Origin of the sequence: Mesorhizobium sp. M0816 (assembly GCF_040320005.1) — a bacterium.
Classification (GTDB): domain Bacteria; phylum Pseudomonadota; class Alphaproteobacteria; order Rhizobiales; family Rhizobiaceae; genus Mesorhizobium.
Map to the genome: position 1 here is coordinate 1 of NZ_JAMYOT010000051.1, position 25812 is coordinate 25812.

The window sequence follows — 25812 nt, forward strand, 5'->3', positions numbered from 1 at the left end:
GCCAATCTCACCGCAACGGGCGATCAGCTGCACAACCCCGACCAGCTCCGCCGATCGCCCGTTGCTCAACCCGCGCCATACGGCGTACAACCCGCCGAGGCTCCAATTGCCGCTGGATGAAAATTCGGTGGCAGGTCACCGACTATTACTGCGCATCCCTCGTGCGAGGCCTCAGCCCACGGATACACGCGGTCTGAACAGTCAATCGGGTAGGAAATGGCTGCCGCCGTCACTTACTGCCAGGCCGACCCGCTTAAATTCGCTGCGCGGCGAAATTGCTGACCTCAGAACTGATTATTAAAGTCTCAAAGCCATTGAATATCTATTTTTACCCGGCCGTCACGATTTGGTACTCGCCCAGAGACACCTTAATACAAGCTCGGGCTAGCGCATCGGTTGCATCGAGCGTCATTGTCCCGATCTCGATCCCTGAAAACGCGACAGGAAGTTCGGTACATGCTAAAAGCAAGCACTCCGCTCCATGCTGGACCAGCAGCCTCGCCGCGGCGACCGCTGCCTCGCGGGCAGGTGCCATCGCACCCCTTTTGACAGATATAATTGAGTGGTCGATGAGACGTTGCGACTTCTCGTCTGGAATGACGACGCGATCGACCGCATTGAGCAATTCGGTACCGTAGATGTCGGCGGAGATTGTCCCGCGTGTCGCCATGATTGCGATCGAGCGCGGCCTGGTCGGCATCGCTCGAAGCTCGTCAAGAACCGCTTGGCAGATATGAAGTATCGTCGCCCGAGCCCCCCGGTCCAATCGATCGTACCAATAGTGGGCCGTATTGCAGGGAATTGCGATGAATTCGACACCGGCCGCGTCAAGGAAGCGAACGCCTGAAAGCATCGGCAAAAAGGGATCGTCTTGACCATTCTCAATGGCAGATGACCGATCTGGTATTTGCGGAATGTCATACACAATAAGCGGGATATGATCCTGGTCTATCGCGACCGGTGTAGCAGATACGATCTTTGACATAAAATCTACTGTTGCCGCCGGTCCCATTCCACCGAGAATACCTATAAGTTTCTTTGGACGCACTTGGCTCTCTTTCAGGTTTGCGCTCGCCTTTTGATCATTTTCGGAATTGTCCTCTCCGATTAAACGTAGGCCATCACAATTTCCGCCTCCCATGCACGGGGACATCAAGGGCTGAGTCCGCCTCGTCCATGGCCACCAGTGATGTAAGCCGTCGTTCCGATCGGAATCAAAGACGCGACGAAACTGGTCTTCACCAACTGTTCGCGGCGGCTACGCCTACCTTATTGAGGTCACATCGAGAGATTGTCATGTTCCATGCTCTTTCGTGCTTAGTGGCGGTTCCAGTTTTTTTGCTTAATTTTTCAGTTACCGCAGATCTTGCGTCAAATTTAGCCCGTGTATCGCCGCCATCTGATTTTGAGATGACGTTGCCCCCAACGTTTTATACAGTACTGAGTTCGTTTCCGGCGTAGATTCGCCCTGCTGGGCGGGTAAAGCGACGGTCAATGGCGCGGATCCTCTGGCATTGCGCCGCGCGAGCGACCATCGCGGATTGAAGGTGTTGGCGAATTCGTCCGGCGTCGGCCATCGATCTGAGAGCGTGGCCCTGCGGTGTTGTAGTCGCAAGCGCCACAGGGCGATCACTACGCGCGCCTGAGCCAGTGACGTGAACAGCGTCTCGTTGAGCAGTTCGTTGCGCAAGTGGCCGTTGAAGCTCTCTACGAAGCCGTTCTGCATCGGCTTGCCCGGCGCGTCCTCTCAGTGGGCCAGAACGAACTTCAATCCGATTAGACCGCAGGGGTAACGTCACGAGGACTAGTGGTGACAATCCTCGATGACCTACTCTTTGCTCTTTGCCCGTCGCCCTGACGGCGACCTCAAGCCGCCGTCAGCGTGCGCAGCCTTGGTGCCTGACTCACCGAGCACATTCCCTGCCAGAGCATCACGCATCGATTACGCAAAAGGGTACGTGTCGATTGAAAGATCCAGTCTGGGTAAACGCGTCAGGTCCACCAGAGAACAAGATCCGGGCGAGCGAAGCCAAAGAAGCTGTTCAGCACCAGGCGACGCTTTCCGTTGCCTGATTGACCGGTGACCCCGTGAACGAAACCGCCATCGATCAGGCCGATATCCCCCGCCCTGAGCTGGAAGTCGCGACAAGGAACGCCCTCGAGATAGGCTTCCGAATAGGGATATCCCGTAGTCTCCACACCTTGAGACTTTCGGTCGGTGACTGTCGGCTTGTGGCTCCAGAGCCGCAGATTGCCACCTTCCTCGGGCATGCTGGGATAGAAGTTGAGTGCTGCGACGGTGTTGTGCGCCACCGCAGAAAGCTCGTAATCGTTCCCAGCACATAACACTTGAGCGACGTCGTCGTGGGGGTCCAAGGAGAATGTGCCGCTGCCAGACCAACTGAGAGCGCGACAAACATTAGCCTGACCGTGCTCCGAATGGGCCAGCCGCAATTCAATGCCCTGTTTGCGAAGCTCGCGCTTCAACGCGTCGAACAATGCTCGGACCGGATCAACCAGATTCTCAAAAAGGGCGTCGACGTACGGTCGCGCAGTTTCCGCCTCTGCGAAATAGATGGGTGCATCCTTCCTGTAGTGGGATGCGCCGACATATTGTCCGGGGACGCCATCCTTACGCTCGTTGAGACCGGGACTGCCACTGAAGTTCGCGGTGATCTCCTCGGCTATTTCGGTGCTGAAAGCTTGCCTGATGTGCAGAGCGGTGATCTCACCTTTCAGGACTGAGATGATCTCCGCAGTGCTGATCGAGCCGGTTCGCTCTCTGATCTCAACAGGCGAGATGGCTGGGGCTTGGAACACTTGATTGGTCTCCATTGGCTTGCTCCTTTAGTGCGTGATCAAGGATGGCGATGCCATGATCGAGTTCGTCATCGGTGATGGTTATCGGCGGGAGGACTTTGATGACGTCGCGATTTGGTCCTGAAGATTCGATCAGCAGGCCATTTTCGAACGCGACATCGTGCACACGGCCGACAACGGCCTGCGAACGGCACTTGAGGCCGGCCATCAGACCGCGGCCGCGCTTTTGTTCGATGCACTTGGGAAATTTGGCAACGAGGCGATCAAGGTGTTTTTGTAGTTTGACGGCTGTCCGCTCGACGCCTGCAGTAAACTGCCTGTCGGACCACATTTTGCACATGGCCCCTGCAGTCACGAAGGCGAGATTGTTGCCTCTGAAGGTCCCGCTATGTTCTCCGGGATTCCAAATGTCCAGGTCGGGACGAATCAGAACAATGGAGAACGGACTACCTGAACCGCTTAGGGACTTCGAAAGGCATACAATGTCAGGGTCGATCTTCGCGAACTCGAATGAGAAGAAATCGCCCGTTCGTCCCGCACCTGCCTGAATGTCGTCGACGATCAAAACCACGCCGTGCGTACGGCAAATGCGCTGAATTTCTGTGAGCCATGCTGCAGATGCAGTGTTCAGGCCGCCTTCTGCCTGGATAGTCTCCAGAATGATTGCGGCTGGCTTTTCTATGCCGCTCCCTGGGTCGCCTAAAACATAGTCGATGTAGCTAGCGGAATCGAAAGCTTGCGTGGGGTAGCCGTCGTAGGGGACACGGATCACATCGTGGCGAGCAACGCCGCCCAGTTCCCTGGTTGACGCCGAACCCGACACCGCCAGGGAGCCGAGCGACATGCCGTGGAACGCATTTGTGAAGGCCATGACGCTTGAGCGGCCGGTGTATTTTCGAGCCAGGGCCAGTGCTGCTTCGTTAGCGTTTGTGCCGGTCGGCCCAGGAAATTGTATTTTGTAGGAAAGGCCTCTAGGCTTCAGGATCGAATCCACAAACACTTCAATGAATTCACGCTTTGCCACAGTATACATGTCGAGCGATAGAAGAATGTTCTCGCCAACTAGGTATTCTATTGCTGGTGCAATAATATTCGGGTTGTTGTGTCCGTAATTGAGGGCGCCGGACCCTACGAGGAAATCGATATATGGGTTGCCGGCCTCGTCCCAGATTGTCGCCCCAAGGGCTTTCGCAAAGACTGTGGGAAACGACCGCGCGTAGCGACGAACGTTAGACTCATAAGTCGTAAAAACGTCGGTGTTCATTTCAGGGTCCCTCTCCGTGTCGCGTCGCGTTCAACGAGCAAGTGATTAGATGCGTTTGGTTTGTTGCGGTTATTTTCAGTTTCACTTGAAGATCGGAACGATCCGGGCGGAACTTTGGACGAGTCTCGTGACTTCCCAGGAATGTGCCGTAATGCCGACACGCTCCTCAAAAAAGATCCGCGACAAAAGGGGGACCGGACTCGCGCGGCAGCTTAACTGCTGCAAGTGACGCACTTCGGAACCTCTACCGTAGTCACGTTGCTCTGCACGGCGATATCTCTCGTCTATGCGTTGGAACGAACTCAGTTCTAGAGTTTTTCGGGAGGCGTCGATACTACGGCATTTGGTAGTTGACGCACCTGCTTGTAACGGGCGAGACGCCCTGCCAATCCTATCAAGCTCAGCGCTAGCACCGGCTCATGTGTGACAGGCGCTTCTGCCATGCAGCAGTATGGTAAGGTGTTGCAGGCGGCTTCGGCAGCAACACGAACCATCGTCCCGGCTGGTGGTGTAGCTCGGCGGTAGCGAAGCCGCTCGCGAGCGCGCCCTCAACAGCGCTGTAGCGAGCGAGCGGCGTAGCGGGGATGATCGGCGTTCTTCGATGTCGGGGCCGCTTTCGGACCGCTTCTGAAGCGTGTCGACCAATTCTGCCTGAATGAGGATCAGGGTCTCGAAAGCCGACTGCGGAGAAAATTACAATCTGTATGTGGGACCAAACTAAGCCGGTTCTCGCCCTTTTAGGTCAATAAAAGTTTACCAGACAACCTTGTGCTGCGAGATGCGACCACAGGATCTGTCGAAGCCGCGTAAAATAGGCGACTAGACTCCATCGACCGGGTCCACGCGAGGCCCGCCTTAGGCAGTCTCAAGAGGATCGACATTCGCTCACGCGCTTTCAGGCGGTTCGCCGACCTCAATCAGCATGCGGACGCTTTTGGATGGGCATATTCGCACATCCTACAAAGGAGAAAGCCATCCGTCCCATTCATGCGATCGACGATTTCGCTAAAAACTGGCCCTTCAAAAAGATCTTCGTATTCGTCGCGCAGAAGATTGCCCAATACGTGGCGCCGTTCAAAATCCATGCAGCAGAGCGTAACGTCACCGTTTGGGAGAAGAACATTCCGATACTGCCGTCCGTCAACGCATGTCAGCGCTCCGACGACTGGCTGCCGTGGTTCGACGACCTTCGGATCGACGCTTCCACCCCTGCTGCTCAGAGGCCGCGCGCGAACTAGCGCTTGGGCGGGGATTATCCCGGCGATATCGGGATGGACCTCGCCCAGGACTATAAACCGAATCGAGGCAATGTCTGTGTCGACCACTTGACGAATCAAAGCCAGATACTTGTCTCCGACAAGACGGCTATTCATGTATGCGCCATCATCGAGAACATGGACCACGAATACCCTTGAGCGCAGCGCTTGCAAGCGGTGTAGATCCCGCCCCTTCATTCCTACAAGGGTTGTGAAAATTCGGACGCCATGGCCTCTGGCGTAAGCGTGCTCGACCATTTCGGTGCAATCCGGATTGAGCCAAGGCTCGGAGTACCCGGCGAAACTAATGTCGACGGAAGTTGGTACGCGCGCCAGACATCGCTTGAAATCTTCAAGACGAAGATGCTTCACATGAGAAACCGCTCTTTGCCGATGGGCGAACTTGTCCTGCGGACAATAATAACATCCGACGATGCAGCCGGTGGTCGTCGTTATTTCCAAAACCGTGCCGCCTGGGATGGCAGAGCCCAGTTCCTGTAAGATCATCGGATGCCTCCACTTTTCTGGCGCTATTGGCCATTCCTGAACTTTCAAATAAACAGTTAGATCACCTAATTCTGATCGAACGTTGTTTCGCCTGCAAGAAGATATTGAATTATGTCTGTTATGATGTCGGTCTATCAACTAGAACTCTAATATTTCAATGATAATACTCTCAGCGGATTTTCGATTTCCTCAGAAAATATCCATCGATCAAAATTTTCCAAAGGAACTCAGTCGCTTCGCGTTGGGCGGCAATCAACCGCCGGCTCCCTCGGTTTGCTGGGCGGCCCTCGCACCTACTTTGGGCGCATCGCCGGCACGGCAGGACGGCGAAATCGCAATCTGTCGAGCGTCAGCCGTTGCGGAAGGTGTAGCTGTACCCGTGATGGCCGGCCCGCCGCCGAGATGCGCGTAGAGCACCCTCGATCCCTCTGGAAGGAAGCCTTTCTGGACGAGGTCGATCATCGCTTGCATGGATTTGCCCTCGTAGACGGGATCGGTAATTATACCGTCGAGCCGCGCAGACAGGCGGATGGCCTGCTTCGTTGCCTCGGACGGAAGGCCGTAACAGGGAGACGCGTACCCCTCGAGCAGCACCACGTCATCCTGGACGATTTCCATGCCAAAACTGCCAAACTTGACGAGCTCCGCAGTATCCGGGCAATACTTAGCACCTGCGCCTTGGTTTGGGCGGGGGTGGCGGAGGCATCGATACCGAGCACCTTGCGCTGTCGACCGTCCTTGGCGAATCCAACGAGCATGCCGGCATGCGTCGAGACCGTGACCGTGCAAACGACGATGTAGTCGAAGCCAAACCCAAGCTGTTTTTCGCGGGGGGCGCGCACCTCCTCCGCGAACCCGACGTACCCAAGCCCGCCATATTTGTGAACTGAGGCCCCGGGCTCATCGATCGCCTGTTCCCAACTGCGCCGGAAACCGATGTCAAGGCCCTCGTCGACCAGGCGCACCTCTGCTCCCATGATGCGGCTCAAGAGAATGTTGCCGACCCGGTCGTAGACGGCATCCTCATGCGGTACGCAGCTCTCCTGAACCAGGAGGCTTTCATGCTGATCTTGGCGCCGACCGCGGCGACCAACCGCGTGAGATTGGACTGCACGCCGCCGATGGAGACAAGCGTATCGGCATTTGAGGCGATCGCGTCGGGGATGATGTATTCGAGCTTGCGGAGCTTGTTTCCGCCTAATGCAAGACCGGAGTTGCAGTCCTCGCGCTTGGCGTAGATTTCCACCCCCCTAGATGCTTGGAGAGGCGGTCGAGCTTCTCGATGGGCGTGGGTCCAAATGTGAGCGGATAGCGTTCGAACTTTTCCAGCATTCTCTCCGGCAACACGCGATGGAGCTGAATTAGCCATTCACGATTTATTCTAGAGGCGTCTTTGATTTGACGTCATCTGCATTATCCGGCGCCAGAAGAGCCCCATTACTATTTCCAGCGCTTCATTCGTCATCGAGAGTTGCAACCGCACGCCGGCGTGCGAGAGACCACCCCAATGCGTATGGCATTCAAGAACTGCATCTCCTGGATTAACTAGAATGACCGGATTGCGGTCACCATCGACTTCTCAAGCACAGTATTCTTTCTAATATCTGCTCAATGTTTATGGTTGCTCCAAAGTGGCGCCAGCTTGAGCACTGACCTTGTCATGGCGCCTCAAGGCAGCAGCAGCGATATGGCCAGCATTTGATCGCGCTGGAGCAAATCTGGGGATTCATTCGTCACCTCGTCAAGGTCTGGCGGCTCGGAGCCAACTTCCTTGCAACCGTCGAAATGCCCAGCCCTTTGGCCAGTTCGGCTAACGCAGCCAGACCGCCAGATCAGAAAGAGCACGCTTGCGAAATACGCCAGCTGAAGGAGCAGCGAACAAGTCAGCGTCGTGACGACTACTGTGCCGATGGAATGAGAAGCGAAGTAGACAGTCAGTGCGGTGCTGCACAGCACCAGCCCCAGAAGGCGACAAAAGATTCTAAAGGGCAACGCCGTTCTCCTAGTCTTGTCTCCTCAGATCATGCTGCGACCTGGTCGGCCGCAACATGGGTCTGGCAGTTCTTCGGGCAGACGCGGGCGCAGGCCCCGCAGCCAATGCAGCGGCCGGCATGATCGACGACCATGATCATGCGATTGAGCTCGCCATCGAAACCGTCATCCTCGTCGTCGCAGGCGCCGAGGATTTCACCCGCGTCATCGACGCCGTAAAGATGCATGACCTCGCGAGAGCAGACTTTGAAACAGCGGCCGCAGCCGATGCAGGTCGTGCCGTCTATAGCGGTGAGATATTCCGGCACCCATCCGGAGCCGTCGCGGGTGGTGAATGTGCTCGTCATCGTAACTTCTTCATTGCAGCGAGCTCTCTCTTGGCATCATCCAACTCGGCAAAAACGGCCGACGTTTCCTCGGCAACTTCCTCTATCTCCGTCCATTTTCCCGGGAGATTCTCTGCAAGGTCGCGCAATTTCATCTTGGCAACTGCCGCGCGCAGCTGAAGCTTTCGGAATTTCTTCCCCATCTCATCTAGCTTTGACATAAATCCTTCCTCGAAATCGGTTTCTTCACGCCCCTGCCACCTCGGGATAAGCTTCAATGGCTGCAGTCGCCTCGTCGACCAGTTTCGTACCGGCCCCCGCGGGCTTCCTGAACGTCTCGAAGCCGAACCGGTGGATGTCTCGACAGAGCGACCAACTGCCCGGCCGTGAAAAGCAATCGTCCGAACCCCCCTGGGTTTCATCTCCATCATTGGCGATGTCATCAGGCCGGAGCGCTCCTCGATTGTAAGCCCGACGGCCGTGTAAAGCGTGTCGAGCCTCCACAGCACGTCCGGATCGGGATCGCCGATGATGGGGATCGCACGGCGGTGTTTTCTGGTGACGATGAAGTCGGCCAGCCGCGTGGAGTCCGATTTGCCTTTCCCATGAGCCGCAGGAGTCTTGAGCACGGATCAGCCGCACGAGGCATCTGACAAAAGGCATGGCAAGGGCCGCCTCGTCCTCGTTGACCGGAGGGCTGACCGCGGCATCAGACATTTCGCCTTCTCCTCACTTCAGTCCTCTTCCTCGAAGCACGATGTCTGTTTTCGGGGACGCCTACTTCGGGCACACTTGCGCAGCCGACGCCCGGCTCGGGCCGGCCGATTCCACGCAATTGATGTCCCCGTGGCCGACCTTGAACACCTCCTCGACTGCGAAGTCCTCCACGCTGATTCGCGTGGAACATCACTTCCGCCGCAATGCGGCCGGAGGTCATGAAGATTCGCGCCTCGATCCTGCTGCAAACGATCGACCAAGTGCTGCATGGACCCTCCTTGCTGCGGCCACGCCAAGGAAATGGACGAATTGGCCAGTAAGCCATTTCGACCAATCATCCCTTTCTATGTTTTCTCCTCGGCCGACCCCGCTTTGGCACCTTCGGGAAATTGTTTTGCGGAGCCGCAAAGAGCGCCGTAACAAACCTTCCCACCCCTGTAGTTGGCCAGAGCCTGCAGCAGATCCGGGAGAAGGTGCTCTTTCAGTTCGTCCGGGATAGGCTCCGAACCGTCCAGTGACTTCAGTGCCAGTTCGACCAACTCGATCGCGCGATCGTTGTTGCCGTTCTCGTGATAGTACCAGGCGACCGCCGGATAAGACCGGAACTTAGGGCTGTCGCCTTGTGGGGGATTCAGTGCCAGGATGTGTTCGGACAGTTCCTTGCCCATCGCGAAGCGCTCAGCAGGGGGAAGGCGAGAATGGTCATTGGCCGGATGGAAAAGTTGGTCTAGCGCCGAAACCATCCAATCCTCGGAGTTTTTGTCGATCGCGTCGCGAACCAATTGGCGCATCACGGGCAAGCCGGTCCACATGTCTTGTATTTTGTGAAGCAACAAATGCGCATGAGCCAGGCGGAAATTGATGTCGTCGGGCACCAAAGCGATGCCCTCTTCGATTGCCCAGAGCGCCGTCTTCCAATCTTCTAACTTCACCGCCGCCCAGAATCTGTCATCGATCGGCTTCTTCAACGCTTGTTCACGCGCCATGGATTCGCTTGTGGCGATCCGCTCCGTATCGGCGGCTTTCGCTTTATCGCTGGTGCGCCAGCTGCCGCTGAGCACTTTCGGCAAAATCTCATCGAGTTGCGCCGAATGACCAATAAAGGCGATGTGGCCGTCTCGGTCGACCACGAACGAAGTCGGAATCCCGGCGGAAAAGCTGGGTTTGATCCAAAGCTTGTTCATTTCACCCGTGTAGTCGAACGCGATCCGACAGTTCAGATGCGAGCACAGTTCGGTCAACCACGCGTCCAACTTGGTTCGAGCCTCGACGGCCGTTGGAGCGTCTTCATCAGCCGCGACGCCGACGACCTCAAGTCCGCCGTCCTTGTATTTTTCCTGGAGCCGCATCAGCTCGAGCATCTCCGCCACACATAGTTCGCACCAAGTTGCCCAAAATTCGACGATATACACTTTGCCGGGTTGGAAGTTCGTCAGGGGCTCGCCACGCAGCCAGGTGTCCACTTTGATCGAAGGAGCCGGTGACTTCATCTGCAATACCATGCTGCTCTCCAAAGCTGTTGCCACAGGTTGCGCAACTTTACGCGCGAGCTTGTTTCCCTCTTTTGGAGAGGGGGCACACGGGCAGGAAAAGGAGAGCATCGCTCGTCTCGCGCGTCTAAGCGTAGTAAGCCTTCACACAGTGTTGCCGCATCACAATCCGCAAAGGCCGTGCCAGCGCGCTCAGCGGGCAGTAAACGCATGAATTGCTAGACAAAACCTTCAAATGCCAAGATGGCCGGTTGTATTGAAGCCGACATCTTTTCTGCCGCTGTCAGGTTTTCGACAAGCATCACGCGCTTCGCGTCGGCAGAAAAGCGCGGCCCGGACGACTCAATATGCATTCGGGCCGAGGGACGAGGCCGATGGCCATCATGACTGCATTGGCTATCGTCAGGCTCCTCATCATCGTCCGCTTCACGCCACCGGCTTGAGCGTCTTGCCGTTCCGGCCCGGAGGCGGTGGCGATCTCGCCATTTGCGATTGCAATGGGCCGCTCCATCCGAGCGCAGCCTGTGCCCCCTCGCCCGCCTTGCGATTGAATTCCTGGGCTGGCGTCATGGGAGTTCTTCACGACCGAAGCCGGTCCAGCTGTAGCTCGCCAATACCGCTCCTCAGAACGACGATAATGATCATGGCGGAAGAGGCCAGGATGAGTGCCGGCCTGTGCCGGCGGTGAACTCTGCGAATTCCTGCTTTGTGTTTATCTTCTGTGTTCCTGGTGCTCAGGTGCAACGGGACCTCGCGGCGCGACGTGAGCGTTGGCGGGATTGCAAACCCAAAGACCGCTCGGTCGCCACGCAGGTTTGGCCGGACCAACGGGAAACGCTGGAGATGCGGCTGTCCGCCACTAACCCGGGCTACCATCCCAGAGATAACAAGGCGATTGATGCCATCGTTCGCGCCGACGCCGGCAAGAGCCCGGCCGTCCCGACTCGAAGGTCGGTGCCTTGGCCACTCGTTGGGGTGGTCAGCTCCCGGCCAGTGTGAGGGAAATCGTGATAACGCCAATACGATGCGGCTACGGTCCGAACGCGGCCTGCCGCGCTGAAGCGACTCTCTTTCTGGACCTGGACGCCGACCTGAAGCGGTGGTTTTGAGTGCATTGAGGAGCGCCTGTACCTCTGCCCGGTGTTGGTCTCCGCGTCATGGATCATCTCGGGCGAGCAGAACCCCGAACTGAGACGTCCGCGATGTTCTCGGCGATGGCGCTTGCACATTGGCTCCGAGGAGCTTCGCGAAACTGGGCGCGTTTGCCGCAATGTTTCTCCGACTTGAATCAGGACAGGTGATCCAGGGGAGTAGAGCTTCGAACAGCGTCGGTGCTGCTTTGGAATCCGTCAGCGAGCCAAAAACAACGGCAATGACGGCTTCCCAACTATCCATCTCGGCACGCCGCCGAAGAGTCGCTCACGTAGCCTGCGGTTGCCATAAGCGCCCATGACTATCATGTCGGCAGACGTGTCGATTGCGTGCTGCGCGAGCACCATAGCCACCGGTTTGCCGGCGCTCGCCAGCCGGTCAACCGACACCCGAGCACCGTGCCGAGTGAGATAGGCAGCGATGTCGGCTCCCGGCTCGGCGCCGTTTCCGGTGCAGGTCGCCTCCGGATCGACTAGTGCGACACGAACTTCCTCAGCACCGGCTAGCAGATCCAGCGCTTCCCGAACCGAACGAGACGCCTCGACTCGCGAATCCCAGCCGACCAGCACGCGCCGTGGCGACAGAGTCGCCTCAGCGCCCTCCGGCACGACAAGCACCGGCTTTCCGGTATCGAACAGGCTGCCGTTGACAACAAGGGGTCCGAGGTTAATGTCGTTGAGAAGTGCGGGGCCGACGATTGTTAGGTCGTTGCAGAGCGCCCGCTGTCGCACCGCGTCACCGACGCTGGCCTGATCGCAGTTGGCAATATCGACATCATAGCACCGCCACGTGCCTCTCAGCAGTTTGTGAATTTCCCTGGATATCTTTTCCAGCCTGGCTCTGTCCTGTGAAAATCTCTCGATTTGCCTAAACCGTTTGTCCAGTCTGGCGATGGCCTGTGCGCGTTGTCCAGGCCACTCGGGGATGCCATCGCCGAGCAGCGGAGACGGCATAATGAGCGGCGGAGGCGACATCACCAGTACGGAAAGATACGCGCCGACTTCGGCAGACAAGCTGGCAGCTGTTCTGACATCCTGATCGGAGTGGTCAGCTCCCGTCACACTGAGTACGCTTCTGAAAGCCATTTGACTGCTTCTTTCTGAATATGTCGTACCTGCCGGCGCGTTTCGAACCCGCAAGACTTGCCCTCAGCACGGCGGAAATGCGGAGTGGCACCACATCGGTTATCTATTCAGCCGTCCGGCCACTCGAGCGAGTAGCCGGCCGACCTGACGGTACGAATGACGCTGGAGGGGGAGGCCGCCTTCAGCGCCCTTCTGAGCCGGCTGATATGGACATCCACGGTGCGTACACCGACATGGATATTGGCCGGCCAAGCCGCGCTGATCAGCTCGTCTCTGGTGAAGACCTTGCCGGGAGTCTCAAGCAAAAGCCGCAGCAGGTTGAACTCGATCGGCCCAAGGTGGACTTCGTGGCCGTTACCCCGAACGCGGTGGGCATCGAGCCTTATCTCAAGGTCGCCACAGGAGATCCAGCCGCCGTTTTCAATCCCGTTCGAACCGGGCTTTGGCAGCGCCAGTTTCATCCGTAGACAGTCAAGCAGCTTGGCCGGCGCGAAGGGCCGCACAAAGCTCTCGTCAATACCAGCCTTCAAGAGATCGAGGTGCTGGTTCTCGGCGCCGGGCGCGATCAGCGCAATTACGGGCAGGCCGCCGGTCCGGGGCTCCCCCTTGAACCGGGCGCAGATTGTGGAGCCTGTCGCGCTTGCCGGCCCGCAGTCCAGCACTACCGCCTGGAGCTCCCGTTCATCGGCCAGTGCAAGTGCTTCCTTCACGCCGCCTGCCGGCTCACTCGTGAAGCCGTCCACTCCCAGAATGTGGCTGAGGAACAGATACAACTCCGCATCTTGCGAACAGATCAGGACCAGTGGCTTCATCAGCGCTACCCCAAGAACCACATCGGCCTCGACCGCCTCCATTGAGAGGGCTGGCCATCGCATGTCCTCAAGGCCTGACATGATCCCCTTGATCGAAAATTGGTTCCATCACGCCCGCGCCACCTCGGGATGAGCCTCAATGGCTGCGGTGGCATCGCCGGCCAGTTTGGTACCGGCCGCGGCGAGTTTCCAGAACGTCTCGAAGCCGAACCGGTGGACGTCGCGCAGGGTCTTCGACAGAACGACCAACCGCCCGGCCGTGAGAAGCACGCGCCCAAAGCCCTCATGGCTCATCTCCATCATCGGCGATGCCATCAGGCCGGAGCGCTCCTCGATCGCAAGCCCGACGGCGGTGTAAAACATCTCGAGCCTCCACAGCACGTCCGGATCGGGATCGCCGATGATCGGGATCGCACGGCGCTGTTCCCTGGTGACGATGAAGTCGCCCAGCAGCTCGGCGTCCGATTTGCCTTCCCAAGACCCGTGGGAATCATGAGCCCGGACCAGCCGCACGAGGCATTTGACGAACGGGGTGGCAAGGGCCGCCTCGTCTTCGGCGACAGCAGGGCTAACCACGGCGTCAGACATTTCGCCCACTCCTCATTTCAGTCCTCGTCCTCGAAGGACGGTTTGTGTTCGGCCACACCTGCCTGCGCCAGCACCTTGCGCAGCCAAGGGGGAGGACACGTCCTGAGCATCATCTGCGTGCGCAACAGCACCTCTTGGATGGTTTGGGGGTGCGGCACTTTGATCGGATGAATTTTTGCCGAAACAAGTTTGGCTGCCGATGGTCCGCCGATCGCCAGACAAAACAGGAGATGACAGCCCTTCAGCGCCTCCACCTTCGGGGTGATGCGGTCGTCGCCCTCAGTTGGGTGCTTCCCGCTCTCGTCGGAAACGTCATCGAAGACCACGGCCTCGACGAGATTCCACTCCTCGCGCGTCACGTCGTAGACAGCAAAGCGCCTGGCCGAACCAAAATGGGCGTTGAGGTTCTTCATGTCCTGCGTGGCGATCGCCACGCGCAATGCGCCGGCTTGGTGTTCCGGCGACGGTGCGTGAACCTCGTCAGTGACGAGCGAGAGGCGACGGACGGAGCTCATCTGGGATTTCTCGCTTACGGAGTGGATCAAGCGCCTCGGGCGTCGGCGCGTGCCGGTTGGCTTCAAAGATGTTGGCAACCTCGAAGATCAGGTCGCGGGTCCCCTCATAGAGGATTGTGAGCTTGTGCTGGCTGCCGAGCCGGTCGAAGATCGGGAAGCCGACCCGCATAAGCGGAATGCCGAGCCGCTGCGCCGCCTGGCGGCCGTGGGAATGGGTGACGAGAAGATCAGCGCCGGCGCCAAGAGCTTCCAAATCGCCGAGATCGCCGATTTGAACCGACTGCGCCGATACTTCCTCCAAATTTTTCGACACGTCGGTCGTGGTGACCGCCGCCGCGATTTCGGAGCCCATTCCGACGAAGAAGCTCGCGAGTTGGTAGAGTTGGTCTGGTTCAGCAGCGATCGCAATTTTCTTGCCTCCAAAATGGAAATGTCCGTCGAGCAACGCGTCCTGCAACTGCGCCCGGCGACGGCGCACCCCAGCCGGCGCCGCCGCGCCCGAAACCGCGGACATGAGCGAGACGAACCGGTCGGCGTCCTTCAATCCAGTCAGCGACCGGAACAGCACGTAAGGCACGCTGGTCAACCTCTGCAGCAGCTCGGCCGGGCGGCGCATATGCTCACCGATGACGATGCATTGCTCGGCCGTGCCAAGCTCGCGGATATCCTCGACACTGGTGCCGCCATAGCTGGTGGTGACCCAGCGGTCGGGCACCGTACCGTCGAGCGAGCCGGAGACGTCCGGCAGAATCACGGGCTTCAGTCCAAAGCTTTCAACCATCTCACGCAAATGCTCGATATCAGCCACAGTGAGGTTCCAGCCAGGCAGGATCACGATCTTCTTCGACTGCCGCGCCTGCTCGCCGGGCCGCGTAATCCTTTCGATCATCGCGGTGACCGCCTTGGCCCAGCCCTCTTCGATCGCGCCGTCGAAATCCGGTGTGTTGGCTAGCACCACCTCCGTACCCGCGAGTTCTTCCGTGCGCTTCAGCCTGATACTGGCGATATCTCCTGCGCAGTCTTCGCCCCGGGTTTCCACCAGCGCCGTCGTGCAGACCCCGATCAGCGTTGGCTTTGTGCGGGCCTTGAGGTTGAGGATCGCGTCTTCCAGATGCTCTGCCCCGCCGAGGATCGTCGCCACCTCGTCCATCGCCGTTGTCTGCAAGGGGATGGCTTCCTTGAAATGCCGCACGAAGAGCACGAGCGCGAAGCTGGTGCACCCCTGGCTGCCGTGGAACAACGGCATCGCGCCGTCGACCCCAAGGAAGGCCAGGGCGGCACCCAACGGCTGCGATGACTTCAGCGGATTGACCGCCGCCGCTTTGGTCTGGGGAAGGATGCGGACCATCGCTTCCTCAACACTCGCTGAGATCGCCGGCCGTCGTGCCGGCGAATTCCTGGACAGCATGCAAGGTCGCGGTCTCGCTTTTCGTGCGCGGCAGTCCCTCCCTCACCGCAGGCTGGCAATCCCATGGTGCCGGCTCCCGCACCTGGCACCAGATCGGGTTATGAATGGCGAGGTCAATCTGGCGTACGAGTTCCACCATGCCGTCATAGCCGGCGTAAGGGTGTTGGCGCTCCTGGTTGATATCGAGCCAGGGTGTCTTGGCCTTCAGCGCGATGAACTGCGTGCGCCCGCCCGACAGCATGATATCGGCCTTGTGTTCTGAGAGCATGGCGTAAAGCTCGCGCGGCGCCATCTGCTCGAATATGTGGTTGTCGTCCTTGAGGATCTGCTTGATGCGCTCCTTGTCTTCGACGGTCGACTTCTTGACAGAGGTGCCGACGATCTCGATGCCGATCTCCATTAGCGCATGGACGACCGACCAGGACTTCACACCGCCGGTGTTGAGCAGCACGCGCTTGCCTTCGAGCCTCGGCCGGTAGGCCGCGAGCTTCTTCCAAGCGATCGCCTCCTCCTCTGCAATCAATGCCTCGGTGCGGCCGAGGATCTCCGGATCGGCACCCTTCTTCACGAGCAGCTGAGAAATCTGTCGGAGCGCTTCCGAGGTGTCGGTGATGCCGTAGAAGGAGCCCTCGAAAAACGGGATGTCCCAGCGCTGCTCCATCTTGCGGGCGAGATTGATGAGCGCGGTCGAGCACACCATCATAGCCGCCCGGGCGCGGTGCGCGCAGGCAATGTCGAAGTAACGCGCGTCACCCGGAATGCAGGCGCGCACCCGGATCCCGAGCCGATCCAGCAGCGGCTTCACCAGCCAAAATTCGCCCGAGAGGTTGAATTCGCCAAGGATGTTGATGTCGTAAGGGCCGGCCTCCTCGGGCTCCACCGTGCCGATGACATGCTCGAGCAACGCCTCGCCGGCAAGCTTGTTGCCGAGATTCTTGGAGCCGACGAAGCCCGGCGCATTGACCGGCACCACCGGCAGGCCGAACTTTTCCGCCGCTCGCTTGCAGACGGCCTCGATGTCGTCGCCGATCAGCGCCGTCACGCAGGTCGGATAGACGAAGATAGCCGGCGGCCCATACCCTTCCTTGATCTCGCGGATCGCTTTGAAGAGCTTCCGCTCGCCCTGCCCCATCACAACATCGAGTTCGGTGAGGTCGGTCGTGAAGCTTGTGCGCCACAGCGTTGGCCCGGACGAAGCCGCACCGCGGTTGTCCCAGGAATTGCCCTCGCAGGCGAGCGGCGCATGGATCAAATGCGCAACGTCAGTGATCGGCTGCAGCACGATCTTGGCGCCATCGAAGGCACAGCCGCCGGCAGCCGCCCCGGGGGTCAGTGGCTTCGAACAGCCCTTTTTGCGCGCCTTGGCATCCTTGCCGCGGTTCTTCTCGCAGGCAGGCTCGTTGAAGACATCCTGGATTTTGGCTCTGAGCAAGGACATTTGCGTCGGTCTCCAAAGTCCCTCGGGAAGACGACCGGCCAAAGCCGACCGTCACGCTAGCGGGTGAGGTCATACGAATAGTCCGTCACGCCCGTCTCGCTTGTCTCGCGATCGAGCTTGTCGAAGATCTTGTCGAGGATCGTCGTCAGGACGCGTAACCCGCCTTGGTAGCCCATGAGCGCAAAGCGATGGTGATGGTGGCGGTCGAAGATCGGAAACGTCAGCCGGATCAGCGGCGTGCCGGTGTCGCGCTCCAGATACTTGCCATAGGAGTTGCCGATCAGCAGGTCCACCGGCTCGGTGAAGAGCAGCGAGCGCATCGCCCAGAGGTCCTTGCCCGCCCAGACTTGAGCACCCTTGCCGAAGGGCGATGATGCAAGCAGTTCCTTCAACTCCGCTTCCCATGCCGAGGTGCCGTTGGTGGCGAGGCAATGGGTGGGCTCGCCGCCCGTCTCCATGATGAAGCGGGCCATGGCGTAGACAAAGTCCGGATCGCCGTAGATGGCGTATTTCTTACCGTGCAGCCAGGATTGGCTGTCCGCCATGGCGTCAACAAGTCGGCCGCGCTCCAGGCGGATTGCCTCGGGGATTTGCTTGCCGGAAATCGCGGAGACCTCCATCAGGAAGTCGTCGGTCGCCTGGACTCCGAGCGGGTAATGGAACGAGGCAGTCGCCTGCCCTACCCCCTCGCAATACTCCAGTGTTTTTCGGGTGTTGTAATGCTGTAGCGAAAGTGTCGCCTCGGCGTTGAGTGCTTTCCTCACGTCTTCGAGCTTCGTGCCGCCGTCGTACATGCGGTATTCGCCGTCCGACGGCGTGTCGAACTGGTCAGAGGCGTCTTGGATGAAGGTATAGGAGACGCCCAGCAGATCGAGCAGGCGCTTGAGTTCCCGGTGGTTGCCAACACAGAAGCCGTCGAAACCCGGAATGATGTTGATGGTTCCCTCGGCTTCCGTGCGCTCCTCGCCTTTCCAGAAATGCTCCAAAATGCCCTTGACCGTAACGTCATAGCCGTCGACATGGCTGCCGACGAAGGCCGGCGTGTGGGCGAAGGGCACGTCGAAGTCGCGCGGAACCGAGCCTTGGTCCTTGGCGTTCTCGATGAAGCTGTGCAGGTCGTCGCCAATGACCTCCGCCATACAAGTGGTCGAGACGGCGATCATCTTCGGGTTGTAAAGTTGGTAAGTGTTGGCGAGCCCGTCGACCATGTTCTTCAGGCCACCGAACACTGCCGCGTCCTCGGTCATCGAGGAGGAAACTGCCGAAGCAGGCTCCTTGAAATGGCGCGACAGGTGCGAGCGGTAATAGGCCACGCAGCCCTGGCTGCCGTGGACGAAGGACATGGTTCGCTCGAAGCCCGCGGCCGCGAACACCGCGCCAAGCGGCTGGCAGGCCTTGGCGGGGTTCACGACAAGCGCTTCGCGAGCGAGGTTCTTTTCGCGGTATTCCCACGTCTTGGTGAATTCGCGTTGGTCGGTAACGACCTGGTCCGGGTGCGGACATTCGAAATTCAGCCTCTTCTCTGCGAGCATCTGCCTGTATTCCGGCTCACGGAACAGGGGCGCGTGGTCGAGAACTTTTTCAGCCGACTGCGGCATGGGTGGTTACCTCTTCTCCATCTGGCCGCGCCATACGGCGGCACAGGGACGTCGAAACGTTTCAGGTCTCCCGCGGAGAAAGAGCCGCAGGCGTTCATCGGCCTTCCCGGCTTCCGGGAGGCCAGGTTTTTCATTCCGCAGCGATCGCCGCCGACGGCTCGGCTTTTTTCTTCCAGGGAGCGTCGTAGAGGCCCCAGACCGGGTTGTTGATGGCCAGATCCATGTCGCGGGCGAAGATTGCGAAGCCGTCGTAGCCGTGATACGGGCCTGAATAATCCCAGGAATGCATTTGACGGAACGGTATGCCCATCTTCTGGACCGGGTACTTCTCTTTGATGCCGGAGCCAACGAGATCAGGACGGATCCCCTCGATGAACTTCTCCAGCTCGTAACCAGTCACGTCGTCATAGATCAGCGTGCCCTTCTTCACGTAATGGCCGGTGCGCTGATAATCGTCGTTGTGGCCAAATTCGTAGCCAGTGCCGACGATCACCATGCCCAGATCCTCATATGCCGTGACGACGTGACGGGGGCGCAGGCCGCCGACATAGAGCATCACCGTCCTGCCTTCGAGGCGCGGCCGGTACTTGGCGATGACGGCATCGACCAACGGCCGGTATTTGGCGATGACCGCCTCGGCCTTGGCCTCGATTTCCGGCCCGAAATGCTTGGCTATCTTGCGCAGAGAGGCTTCGGTCTGGGAGGGGCCGAAGAAATTATACTCCATCCAGTCGATGCCATACTTTTCCTCCATATGCCGGCAGATGTAGTTCATCGACCTGTAGCAATGGATGAGATTGAGCTTGGCCTTCGGCGCTCGCTCTATTTCGGCCAGCGTAGCGTCGCCCGACCAGTTGCCGACCACGCGCAGGCCCATCTCCTCGAGCAGGATGCGCGAAGCCCAGGCGTCGCCGCCGATATTGTAGTCGCCGATCACATTGACATCGTACGGGCCGGCCTCGAACTCGACGTCCTTCTTCTCGAAAACCCAGTCGCGGATCGCGTCGTTGGCGATGTGGTGGCCGAGTGATTGCGAGACGCCGCGGAAGCCCTCGCAGCGCACCGGCACGATCGTCTTTTCGTGCTCCTTTGCCTTGTTGCGGGACACAGCTTCGGTGTCGTCGCCAATCAGGCCGATCGGGCATTCGGATTGTACAGTCATGCCCTTGTTCAGCGGAAACAGTTCCTCGATCTCGTCGATAATCCGTTCCAGCTTCTTGTCGCCGCCGAAAACAATGTCCTTCTCCTGGAAATCGGAGGTGAACTGCATCGTGACGAACGTGTCGATGCCGGTCGTGCCGACGTAGTAGTTGCGGCGTTGCGACCAGGAATATTGCCCGCAGCCGACCGGGCCGTGCGAGATATGGACCATATCCTTGACAGGACCCCAGACCACGCCTTTCGACCCGGCATAGGCGCAGCCGCGAATCGTCATCACTCCGGGGATGGACTTGATGTTCGATTTGACCTCGCATTCGGAAAGGACCTCGCTTTCCTCGCCAGCCTCGTCGCCGCTCTTTGCGACGCTCAGGTGCTTCTTGCGGCGCTTCGCCGCCTTGTCAGGATATTGCGACAGCACCTCCTCGATAAGCTTCGCATGGAGGGCGCCGTCATTCTCGTATTCCAGGCTCATGGGACCCCTTTCAAGGTTCAGGGTGACGCCTCACCGACGAGGCGCCATTCTTTGAAAGGCGCACCAGGTCAGGCCGCGCCCCCAGTCAGTAGCGGTCGTTACTGTGCGGCGGCCTTGGCCGCTTCCTTGACCTGAAGCTCGGCAAGCATCTGCTCATCCGTCTTCATGATGCCGAAGTCGAGCAGCATGTCCTCGAGCTCCTCCATGGTGATCGGGGTGGGGATGGTGCCCTGGCCCGAATTGGCATGGATCTTCTCGGCCAGCGCCCTGTATTCTCCGGCCTGCTTGGAGTCCGGCGCATACTGGATCACAGACATCTTCCTGAGCTCGGCGTGCTGGACGATGTTGTCGCGCGGCACGAAGTGGATGAGCTTGGAATTGAGCCTGGAAGCCAGCGCTTCGGCGAGGTCGAGCTCGCGATCGGTTTGGCGCTCGTTGCAGATCAGGCCGCCGAGCCGCACGCCGCCTGAATGGGCGTATTTCAGGATGCCTTTGGCGATGTTGTTGGCGGCATAGAGCGCCATCATCTCGCCGGACATGACGATATAGATTTCCTGGGCCTTGTTCTCGCGGATCGGCATCGCGAAACCGCCGCACACCACATCCCCGAGCACGTCGTAGGAGACATAGTCGACATCGTCGTAGGCACCGTTCTCCTCGAGGAAGTTGATCGAGGTGATCACGCCGCGGCCGGCGCAGCCGACACCCGGCTCAGGGCCGCCCGACTCCACGCATTTGATGCCTTTGTAGCCGACCTTGAGCACGTCCGCGAGTTCCAGGTCTTCCACCGAACCTTCCTCTGCCGCGAGGTGCAGGACTGTATCCTGCGCCTTCGCGTTCAGGATCAGGCGGGTGGAGTCGGCTTTGGGGTCGCAGCCGACGATGAGGATTCTCTGCCCGAGGTCGACAAGGGCGGCGAGCGTATTTTGGGAGGTGGTGGACTTGCCGATGCCGCCCTTGCCGTAAAAGGCGATCTGACGCAAACCTGACATGTAGCTTTCCTTCCTTCGTTCCATTCATCGCGGCTGCCGCGACATGAATGCCGGTCGGGCAGCTGTCGCCGCCTCGCACCCAAGGATCTCAAGACTCGTGCCAATTTGGCTGATCGAACCGAAGAATAATTTCATGGTTGCTTTTCAGGGATTTAGCTTGAGGCCAAAGAAAGGATCGTCGGAACAAGCCGTGTAGCGGACCCGACAATGGCGACATAAAGCGTCGGATCGCGATCCTCAGTCACCGCATTCGTGAACCGCATCATTGTGTCGAGGTGGGCGAACAGCATCTCGACCTCTAGCGTTAATTGCGGGATGCTGCGAACTCTTCTGTTCCGGCGAGCTGACGTACTTGGTTCTCGCGTGTCCTCATCGACACTGCGCGGAATCTTGCGCGCCACGCTGGCATACCATCGATCCACGGCCATCCATCCGGGGCCACGGGCGGATAATTCCGCCATATCACCAACCCAAGGGGACTCGGCTCACTTATCGGCGCAGGAGTTCAGTATCGGCGTCATCGCCTTCACATGTTCGTCGATCCGCTCGAGCACTTTCGCTGCGACAACGTCGCGCTCAGGCAGATGCCACCAGTGCTCGTTGACGAGTTCGACGGTCTCGACCACTGCCTTCAGGACTGCCGGCTCCGGAAGCCTTGCACGGTTCGCAAATGCTTTCCATCGCGGTGCTGCTAGCGCCTTGAACGAGCGCTCCCCTCCAAGCGAAAGCGCCATGGCGTCGGCGGGAATATATGGCACGGTCGACAGAACGTCGTAGATTGGTGCAAGCACCGGCTTGTCGCCGTTGCCTGGATAAATCAAAGACCATTTCTTCAGGTGCATGTCGCCATTGCCGGTGATGACCGTCAGCGCCACGCGGCGGACGAATTCGAGAGCCGCCGTAGGCGAGACGGCCACGCCAAGGGCCAAGGCTATGTCGTGATAAGCGGCCCCCTCATATTTGCGCGAGGGATAGACACCAAAGACCTGAGCGAAATCCTCGATGTGTATCCTCTCGCCATCGGCGCCGCGATCGAAGCGTTTGACGAGAAGGACCTTGCCCTCCGACAGCGTGTTGAATTCTTCGGGAACGCCCTCAAAATCGGACTTCTCTACCAGTTCGCATTCAGGAACCTCCATGCCGATTGCTGCAGCCAGCGCCAGGTTGGCGAATTCGTTCTCGGAAACGCCCGGAAACGCCGTCGAAGGGAACTTGGCGATGTACCGGCCCTGCTCGTCGTCCATCGGCAAGGTAAGGCCGCCGCCTTTTCCAGTGTTCTTCATGACCGACAGCTTCATTTGCACGCCGGCAAGTGAGAACCGTGCCTTGGGCTTATCCTTTGAAGCATCTTGCGAAACCGCTATCGCGCCGTCACTGGGCAAGGCCCGTACGGCTCCCGGCAGATCGGCGCCCAGCGCCGCTAAAAGATCGAAATCATTGCCTGGCCGCACATTGCCTTCGTGGTGCTTTTCCATCGCCTCGCGCAATTTCTCCTCCGGCAGGAGGTTCGCGAAGAAAGCGGGCAAGGCGCCCGCCAGAGGCTTCGGATCTTTCCGCAATCCTCCCGTCGCTGCCCGGAACGACAGGCTGAAAACCGGAAAGCCGCCCGTCGCGCGGTAGGCCTCATCGAAATTGAATGCATTGAAATCGCCCGGCGTCCTAACGATTGTGCCGATCTTCAGTGCGTTCAAGAGCACGTCCAGTGACGGGATCGTCTTAGGTGCGCGAAAGACTGGAGCCATGATCGTCATCGTCAGGTTGAGAAACAAAGGCGGGTCGATCGTCATCATCATGCGGACGCAATAGAGCCTCGACAGCCGGCACCATGACTTGCGGAACCAGCATCATTTCCAGACCGAGCGCGCGAGCGATATTCATGAGCGTCGTCGCACGCGCCGCTGCGGCTCCCTTTTCGATGTCGCGATAGCGGGGACGGGATATACCCGCCAAGTCAGCGACCTGCTCCTGCGTCATGGCAGCGGCCAGCCTCGCCTGCCTGAAAAGCCCACCGATTTCGCGCAGAATTTCCGACTCAGAGTCGATCATGATACGTATACGATCTTTTCCAATGCGCGATGATACGCAAAGGTATCTCATCCAGCGAGCAAGTCAAAACTTTTATGATCTGTTCGCGTATCATATATGAACATAATGATATGCAAAGAGATCAATCCTTCTTCGAGGATCTCTCAGGCTTTAGCGCCGCACAGCGAACGGCGTTCCTCCAAGACCAGCTGCTATGGCCACGGGGCCCTCTGATGGCGCTGCCGCCGGTTTGCCCGGCTTCTTGCGGCCTGCGGCCTGGCGCTGCGCTTCTTTTTCGGCCTCGATCCGGCGCTCTTCTTGCGCCGCCAGCTTGGCCTCGGCTTCCAGCGACGCCATCGCCTGCTGGATCTTGGCCAGCCGGTTCTGCTTGTCGCCGGCCCAATCCGGCATCTCGTCGCCGCGCTTGTCCTTGCCGAAAGTCACGTCCTCCTCGGCATCCGCGGCCTCGGCCGCCGTCAGCATGCGAGCGACCTCGGCTTTCAATTCCAGCTCGCGCTTCTTCATGCGCTCATAACTCATCGCCTTGTGTTTCGACACGTTCGCCTTGATCTTCTTGCCATCCAGCGCGACATGGCCGAGTTTGACCAATCCTGCCGTCTCACACAGCTTCAGAACCTGCACGAACAGCGCCACGAGCGCCTTCAAATGCCGCTTGCGGAAGTCGCTGATCGTCCGGAAATGCGGCGGATCGAGCGCCACGATCATCACAAAATCATTCCGTTCGCGGCAGGCCCTGGCCGGCTGTTTTCGCCAGCTTTGGGCCATCGACCGCCTGTCGCGTTCCTTCGCGCCCCTCTGTCCCTGCATCAAAAGGGCCGTCGCGGCGCACCCGCCCTTCCTGCTCAAATCACATTCAATTCCCGAAACGGCCGCCCGTCGGCGATCCGGCTGTACCCGAACGCCGAGCAATCCACCGTGCGATAGCCGCCATGCACGATCAGTTCGGCCAGCGCCTTGCCGACCGCCGGAGCCTGCTGCAAGCCGTGGCCGGAAAAACCGTTGGCGAAGAGGAAATTGCCGACCTCCGGGTGCGGGCCGATCACCGCGTTCTGGTCGAGCGTATTGTAGTCGTAATGGCCGACCCAGGCGCGCGTCGGCTTGATCGCCTCGAAGGCTGGAATGCGGGTCGCCAGCACCGGCCAGATCACCTCTTCGAACAGCGGCCAGTCGGGGTCGAAGTCGGCGGGATCGGCCGGTCCTTCGCCCTCTTCCGCCTCGGCGCCGCCGGTGATGTAGACCGAGCCCTCCGGCCGGACATAGATGCCGCTCGGGTCGACCAGCAGCGGCATGTCGTCATATTTTTCGCGCGCCTCGAAGACGAAGACGTTGCGCTTGCGCGGCTCCACCGGCAGCGCCAGCCCGGCCATTGCCGCCACCTTGCCGGCATTCGGCCCGGCGGCGTTGACGACGGTGCCGGCCTCGAGCCGCTCGCCATTGTCCAGAAATACACCAGTGACGCGGCCGCCTAGCCGCTCGATACCCGTCACCGACGCCGTGATAAAGTCGACGTTCTTCGTCCGCAGTGCCTTGCGGAACAGCATCAGCATCGCATGCGCGTCGAACCAGCCTTCGCCGCTGCGGCCATAGGCGCCGGCGGAAATGCCCTCGACCGACAGCCACGGAAAGCGGCGGACGAGCGCCTCCGCATCCTCGAGCAGGATGTCGGCGCCCTCGGCCATGCGCTTCGTGGTTGGCCCGCAGGATAGGCAGCCCGTTTTCGCCGGCAAGGATGAGATAACCGCCTTCGCGAAAGCCGATATCGGCATCCGCGCCAAACTCTTCCCTGAGCCGCCGGAACAGTTTCAGCGTGAACTGCGACAGACGGATGTTTTCCGGGATCTGGCGGATGGAGGCGCAGGACAGTGTGGTCGCCGCATGAGAAAATTGCGGGTCGCGCTCGACAAGCTCGATCGAGCCCGAAAACCTTCCTTGCGCAGGTAATAGGCAACCGACGAGCCGACGATGGCTCCGCCGATGATGACGATGTCGTAATGCACCTTTTCGCTTCTCCAGTTCTAGGCGCCCGCCGCCACGTGCGGGCGATGCCGGCATCAACCGGCGGGCAGATGCGCCGAGGGCAACAAGCGCGCCTGACGCAACGCCGCCAGATCAGCCGAGCCGGTGCAGAAGCAGGCGACGGCCAACTGGCGGATGACGATCTCGAAATGCGCGA

20 protein-coding genes and 5 pseudogenes are annotated in these 25812 nt (G+C 59.3%); all 25 read right to left on the minus strand.

Annotation, left to right across the window (positions count from 1 at the left end; all coding sequences use genetic code 11):
* Positions 1-328: 328 nt before the first annotated feature.
* Positions 329-1141 carry a cysteate racemase gene (cuyB, locus tag NKI17_RS34570; protein ID WP_352907637.1) on the minus strand — a complete coding sequence of 271 codons (813 nt, stop codon included), beginning with the start codon at positions 1139-1141 and terminating at the stop codon, positions 329-331.
* 448 nt (positions 1142-1589) lie between these two features.
* Positions 1590-1741 (minus strand): annotated as a pseudogene (locus NKI17_RS34575) (integrase core domain-containing protein); the annotation flags it as partial.
* 251 nt (positions 1742-1992) lie between these two features.
* Positions 1993-2835, minus strand: a complete 843-nt coding sequence (locus NKI17_RS34580) for a 2OG-Fe(II)-dependent halogenase WelO5 family protein (protein ID WP_352907639.1) — start codon at positions 2833-2835, stop codon at positions 1993-1995.
* Positions 2789-4084, minus strand: coding sequence for a diaminobutyrate--2-oxoglutarate transaminase (gene ectB, locus NKI17_RS34585; RefSeq protein ID WP_352907640.1), 1296 nt, complete (start codon positions 4082-4084; stop codon positions 2789-2791). Before ectB ends, NKI17_RS34580 begins: the two co-directional genes overlap by 47 nt.
* Before the next feature lie 917 nt (positions 4085-5001).
* Positions 5002-5847, minus strand: coding sequence for a radical SAM/SPASM domain-containing protein (locus NKI17_RS34590; RefSeq protein ID WP_352907641.1), 846 nt, complete (start codon positions 5845-5847; stop codon positions 5002-5004).
* A 349-nt stretch (positions 5848-6196) separates the two neighbouring features.
* A pseudogene (locus tag NKI17_RS34595) lies at positions 6197-7179 on the minus strand (1-aminocyclopropane-1-carboxylate deaminase).
* A 336-nt stretch (positions 7180-7515) separates the two neighbouring features.
* Complete coding sequence (locus tag NKI17_RS34600; RefSeq protein ID WP_352907642.1) at positions 7516-7839, minus strand: exopolysaccharide production repressor protein; 324 nt, start codon at positions 7837-7839, stop codon at positions 7516-7518.
* Positions 7840-7868: 29 nt separating this feature from the next.
* A complete protein-coding gene (gene fdxB / locus NKI17_RS34605) occupies positions 7869-8186 on the minus strand; it encodes a ferredoxin III, nif-specific (protein ID WP_352907644.1) in 318 nt (105 codons plus the stop codon).
* Positions 8183-8386 (minus strand): CCE_0567 family metalloprotein, encoded by a 204-nt coding sequence (locus NKI17_RS34610; protein WP_352615400.1) that lies wholly within the window; start codon positions 8384-8386, stop codon positions 8183-8185. The genes fdxB and NKI17_RS34610 overlap by 4 nt, the downstream gene beginning before the upstream one ends.
* Positions 8387-8411: 25 nt before the next feature.
* Positions 8412-8882, minus strand: a pseudogene (locus NKI17_RS34615) (NifX-associated nitrogen fixation protein).
* 344 nt (positions 8883-9226) lie between these two features.
* Positions 9227-10384, minus strand: coding sequence for a TlpA disulfide reductase family protein (locus NKI17_RS34625; protein ID WP_352907646.1), 1158 nt, complete (start codon positions 10382-10384; stop codon positions 9227-9229).
* Positions 10385-11721: 1337 nt separating this feature from the next.
* Complete coding sequence (locus NKI17_RS34630) at positions 11722-12609, minus strand: universal stress protein (protein ID WP_352907648.1); 888 nt, start codon at positions 12607-12609, stop codon at positions 11722-11724.
* 107 nt (positions 12610-12716) lie between these two features.
* A complete protein-coding gene (locus NKI17_RS34635) occupies positions 12717-13463 on the minus strand; it encodes a response regulator transcription factor (RefSeq protein WP_502894707.1) in 747 nt (248 codons plus the stop codon).
* A 66-nt stretch (positions 13464-13529) separates the two neighbouring features.
* Entirely contained in the window at positions 13530-14009 is a 480-nt protein-coding gene (locus tag NKI17_RS34640; RefSeq protein WP_352907650.1) for a NifX-associated nitrogen fixation protein, read from the minus strand.
* Positions 14010-14026: 17 nt separating this feature from the next.
* Positions 14027-14524, minus strand: a complete 498-nt coding sequence (nifX, locus tag NKI17_RS34645; protein WP_352907651.1) for a nitrogen fixation protein NifX — start codon at positions 14522-14524, stop codon at positions 14027-14029.
* Positions 14490-15872 carry a nitrogenase iron-molybdenum cofactor biosynthesis protein NifN gene (gene nifN, locus NKI17_RS34650; RefSeq protein ID WP_352907653.1) on the minus strand — a complete coding sequence of 461 codons (1383 nt, stop codon included), beginning with the start codon at positions 15870-15872 and terminating at the stop codon, positions 14490-14492. Before nifN ends, nifX begins: the two co-directional genes overlap by 35 nt.
* A 7-nt stretch (positions 15873-15879) precedes the next feature.
* A complete protein-coding gene (nifE, locus tag NKI17_RS34655; protein WP_352907655.1) occupies positions 15880-17370 on the minus strand; it encodes a nitrogenase iron-molybdenum cofactor biosynthesis protein NifE in 1491 nt (496 codons plus the stop codon).
* Between the two features lie 56 nt (positions 17371-17426).
* The gene (gene nifK / locus NKI17_RS34660; RefSeq protein WP_352907656.1) at positions 17427-18968 is read right to left on the minus strand and encodes a nitrogenase molybdenum-iron protein subunit beta; all 1542 of its coding nucleotides are present in this window, start codon (positions 18966-18968) and stop codon (positions 17427-17429) included.
* 130 nt (positions 18969-19098) lie between these two features.
* On the minus strand, positions 19099-20601 hold the full coding sequence (nifD, locus tag NKI17_RS34665; RefSeq protein ID WP_352907658.1) for a nitrogenase molybdenum-iron protein alpha chain: 1503 nt from the start codon (positions 20599-20601) through the stop codon (positions 19099-19101).
* Between the two features lie 98 nt (positions 20602-20699).
* On the minus strand, positions 20700-21593 hold the full coding sequence (gene nifH, locus NKI17_RS34670) for a nitrogenase iron protein (RefSeq protein ID WP_023801970.1): 894 nt from the start codon (positions 21591-21593) through the stop codon (positions 20700-20702).
* A 485-nt stretch (positions 21594-22078) separates the two neighbouring features.
* Entirely contained in the window at positions 22079-23335 is a 1257-nt protein-coding gene (locus NKI17_RS34675) for a type II toxin-antitoxin system HipA family toxin (protein WP_352907659.1), read from the minus strand.
* Entirely contained in the window at positions 23310-23639 is a 330-nt protein-coding gene (locus NKI17_RS34680) for a helix-turn-helix domain-containing protein (RefSeq protein ID WP_352907660.1), read from the minus strand. The genes NKI17_RS34675 and NKI17_RS34680 overlap by 26 nt, the downstream gene beginning before the upstream one ends.
* A 150-nt stretch (positions 23640-23789) precedes the next feature.
* Positions 23790-24344, minus strand: a complete 555-nt coding sequence (locus tag NKI17_RS34685; protein ID WP_502894709.1) for a transposase — start codon at positions 24342-24344, stop codon at positions 23790-23792.
* A gap of 137 nt (positions 24345-24481) precedes the next feature.
* Positions 24482-25636, minus strand: a pseudogene (locus tag NKI17_RS34690) (NAD(P)/FAD-dependent oxidoreductase).
* A gap of 54 nt (positions 25637-25690) precedes the next feature.
* Positions 25691-25812, minus strand: a pseudogene (locus NKI17_RS34695) (type 2 isopentenyl-diphosphate Delta-isomerase); the annotation flags it as partial.

Coding starts and splice junctions, on each gene's coding strand:
- cuyB (WP_352907637.1), bottom strand. CDS start 1,141: ATGGGAGGCGGAAATTGTGATGGCCTACGTTTAATCGGAGAGGACAAT.
- NKI17_RS34580 (WP_352907639.1), bottom strand. CDS start 2,835: ATGGAGACCAATCAAGTGTTCCAAGCCCCAGCCATCTCGCCTGTTGAG.
- ectB (WP_352907640.1), bottom strand. CDS start 4,084: ATGAACACCGACGTTTTTACGACTTATGAGTCTAACGTTCGTCGCTAC.
- NKI17_RS34590 (WP_352907641.1), bottom strand. CDS start 5,847: ATGATCTTACAGGAACTGGGCTCTGCCATCCCAGGCGGCACGGTTTTG.
- fdxB (WP_352907644.1), bottom strand. CDS start 8,186: ATGACGAGCACATTCACCACCCGCGACGGCTCCGGATGGGTGCCGGAA.
- NKI17_RS34610 (WP_352615400.1), bottom strand. CDS start 8,386: ATGTCAAAGCTAGATGAGATGGGGAAGAAATTCCGAAAGCTTCAGCTG.
- NKI17_RS34625 (WP_352907646.1), bottom strand. CDS start 10,384: ATGGTATTGCAGATGAAGTCACCGGCTCCTTCGATCAAAGTGGACACC.
- NKI17_RS34630 (WP_352907648.1), bottom strand. CDS start 12,609: ATGGCTTTCAGAAGCGTACTCAGTGTGACGGGAGCTGACCACTCCGAT.
- NKI17_RS34635 (WP_502894707.1), bottom strand. CDS start 13,463: ATGGAGGCGGTCGAGGCCGATGTGGTTCTTGGGGTAGCGCTGATGAAG.
- NKI17_RS34640 (WP_352907650.1), bottom strand. CDS start 14,009: ATGTCTGACGCCGTGGTTAGCCCTGCTGTCGCCGAAGACGAGGCGGCC.
- nifX (WP_352907651.1), bottom strand. CDS start 14,524: ATGAGCTCCGTCCGTCGCCTCTCGCTCGTCACTGACGAGGTTCACGCA.
- nifN (WP_352907653.1), bottom strand. CDS start 15,872: ATGGTCCGCATCCTTCCCCAGACCAAAGCGGCGGCGGTCAATCCGCTG.
- nifE (WP_352907655.1), bottom strand. CDS start 17,370: ATGTCCTTGCTCAGAGCCAAAATCCAGGATGTCTTCAACGAGCCTGCC.
- nifK (WP_352907656.1), bottom strand. CDS start 18,968: ATGCCGCAGTCGGCTGAAAAAGTTCTCGACCACGCGCCCCTGTTCCGT.
- nifD (WP_352907658.1), bottom strand. CDS start 20,601: ATGAGCCTGGAATACGAGAATGACGGCGCCCTCCATGCGAAGCTTATC.
- nifH (WP_023801970.1), bottom strand. CDS start 21,593: ATGTCAGGTTTGCGTCAGATCGCCTTTTACGGCAAGGGCGGCATCGGC.
- NKI17_RS34675 (WP_352907659.1), bottom strand. CDS start 23,335: ATGGCTCCAGTCTTTCGCGCACCTAAGACGATCCCGTCACTGGACGTG.
- NKI17_RS34680 (WP_352907660.1), bottom strand. CDS start 23,639: ATGATCGACTCTGAGTCGGAAATTCTGCGCGAAATCGGTGGGCTTTTC.
- NKI17_RS34685 (WP_502894709.1), bottom strand. CDS start 24,344: ATGATCGTGGCGCTCGATCCGCCGCATTTCCGGACGATCAGCGACTTC.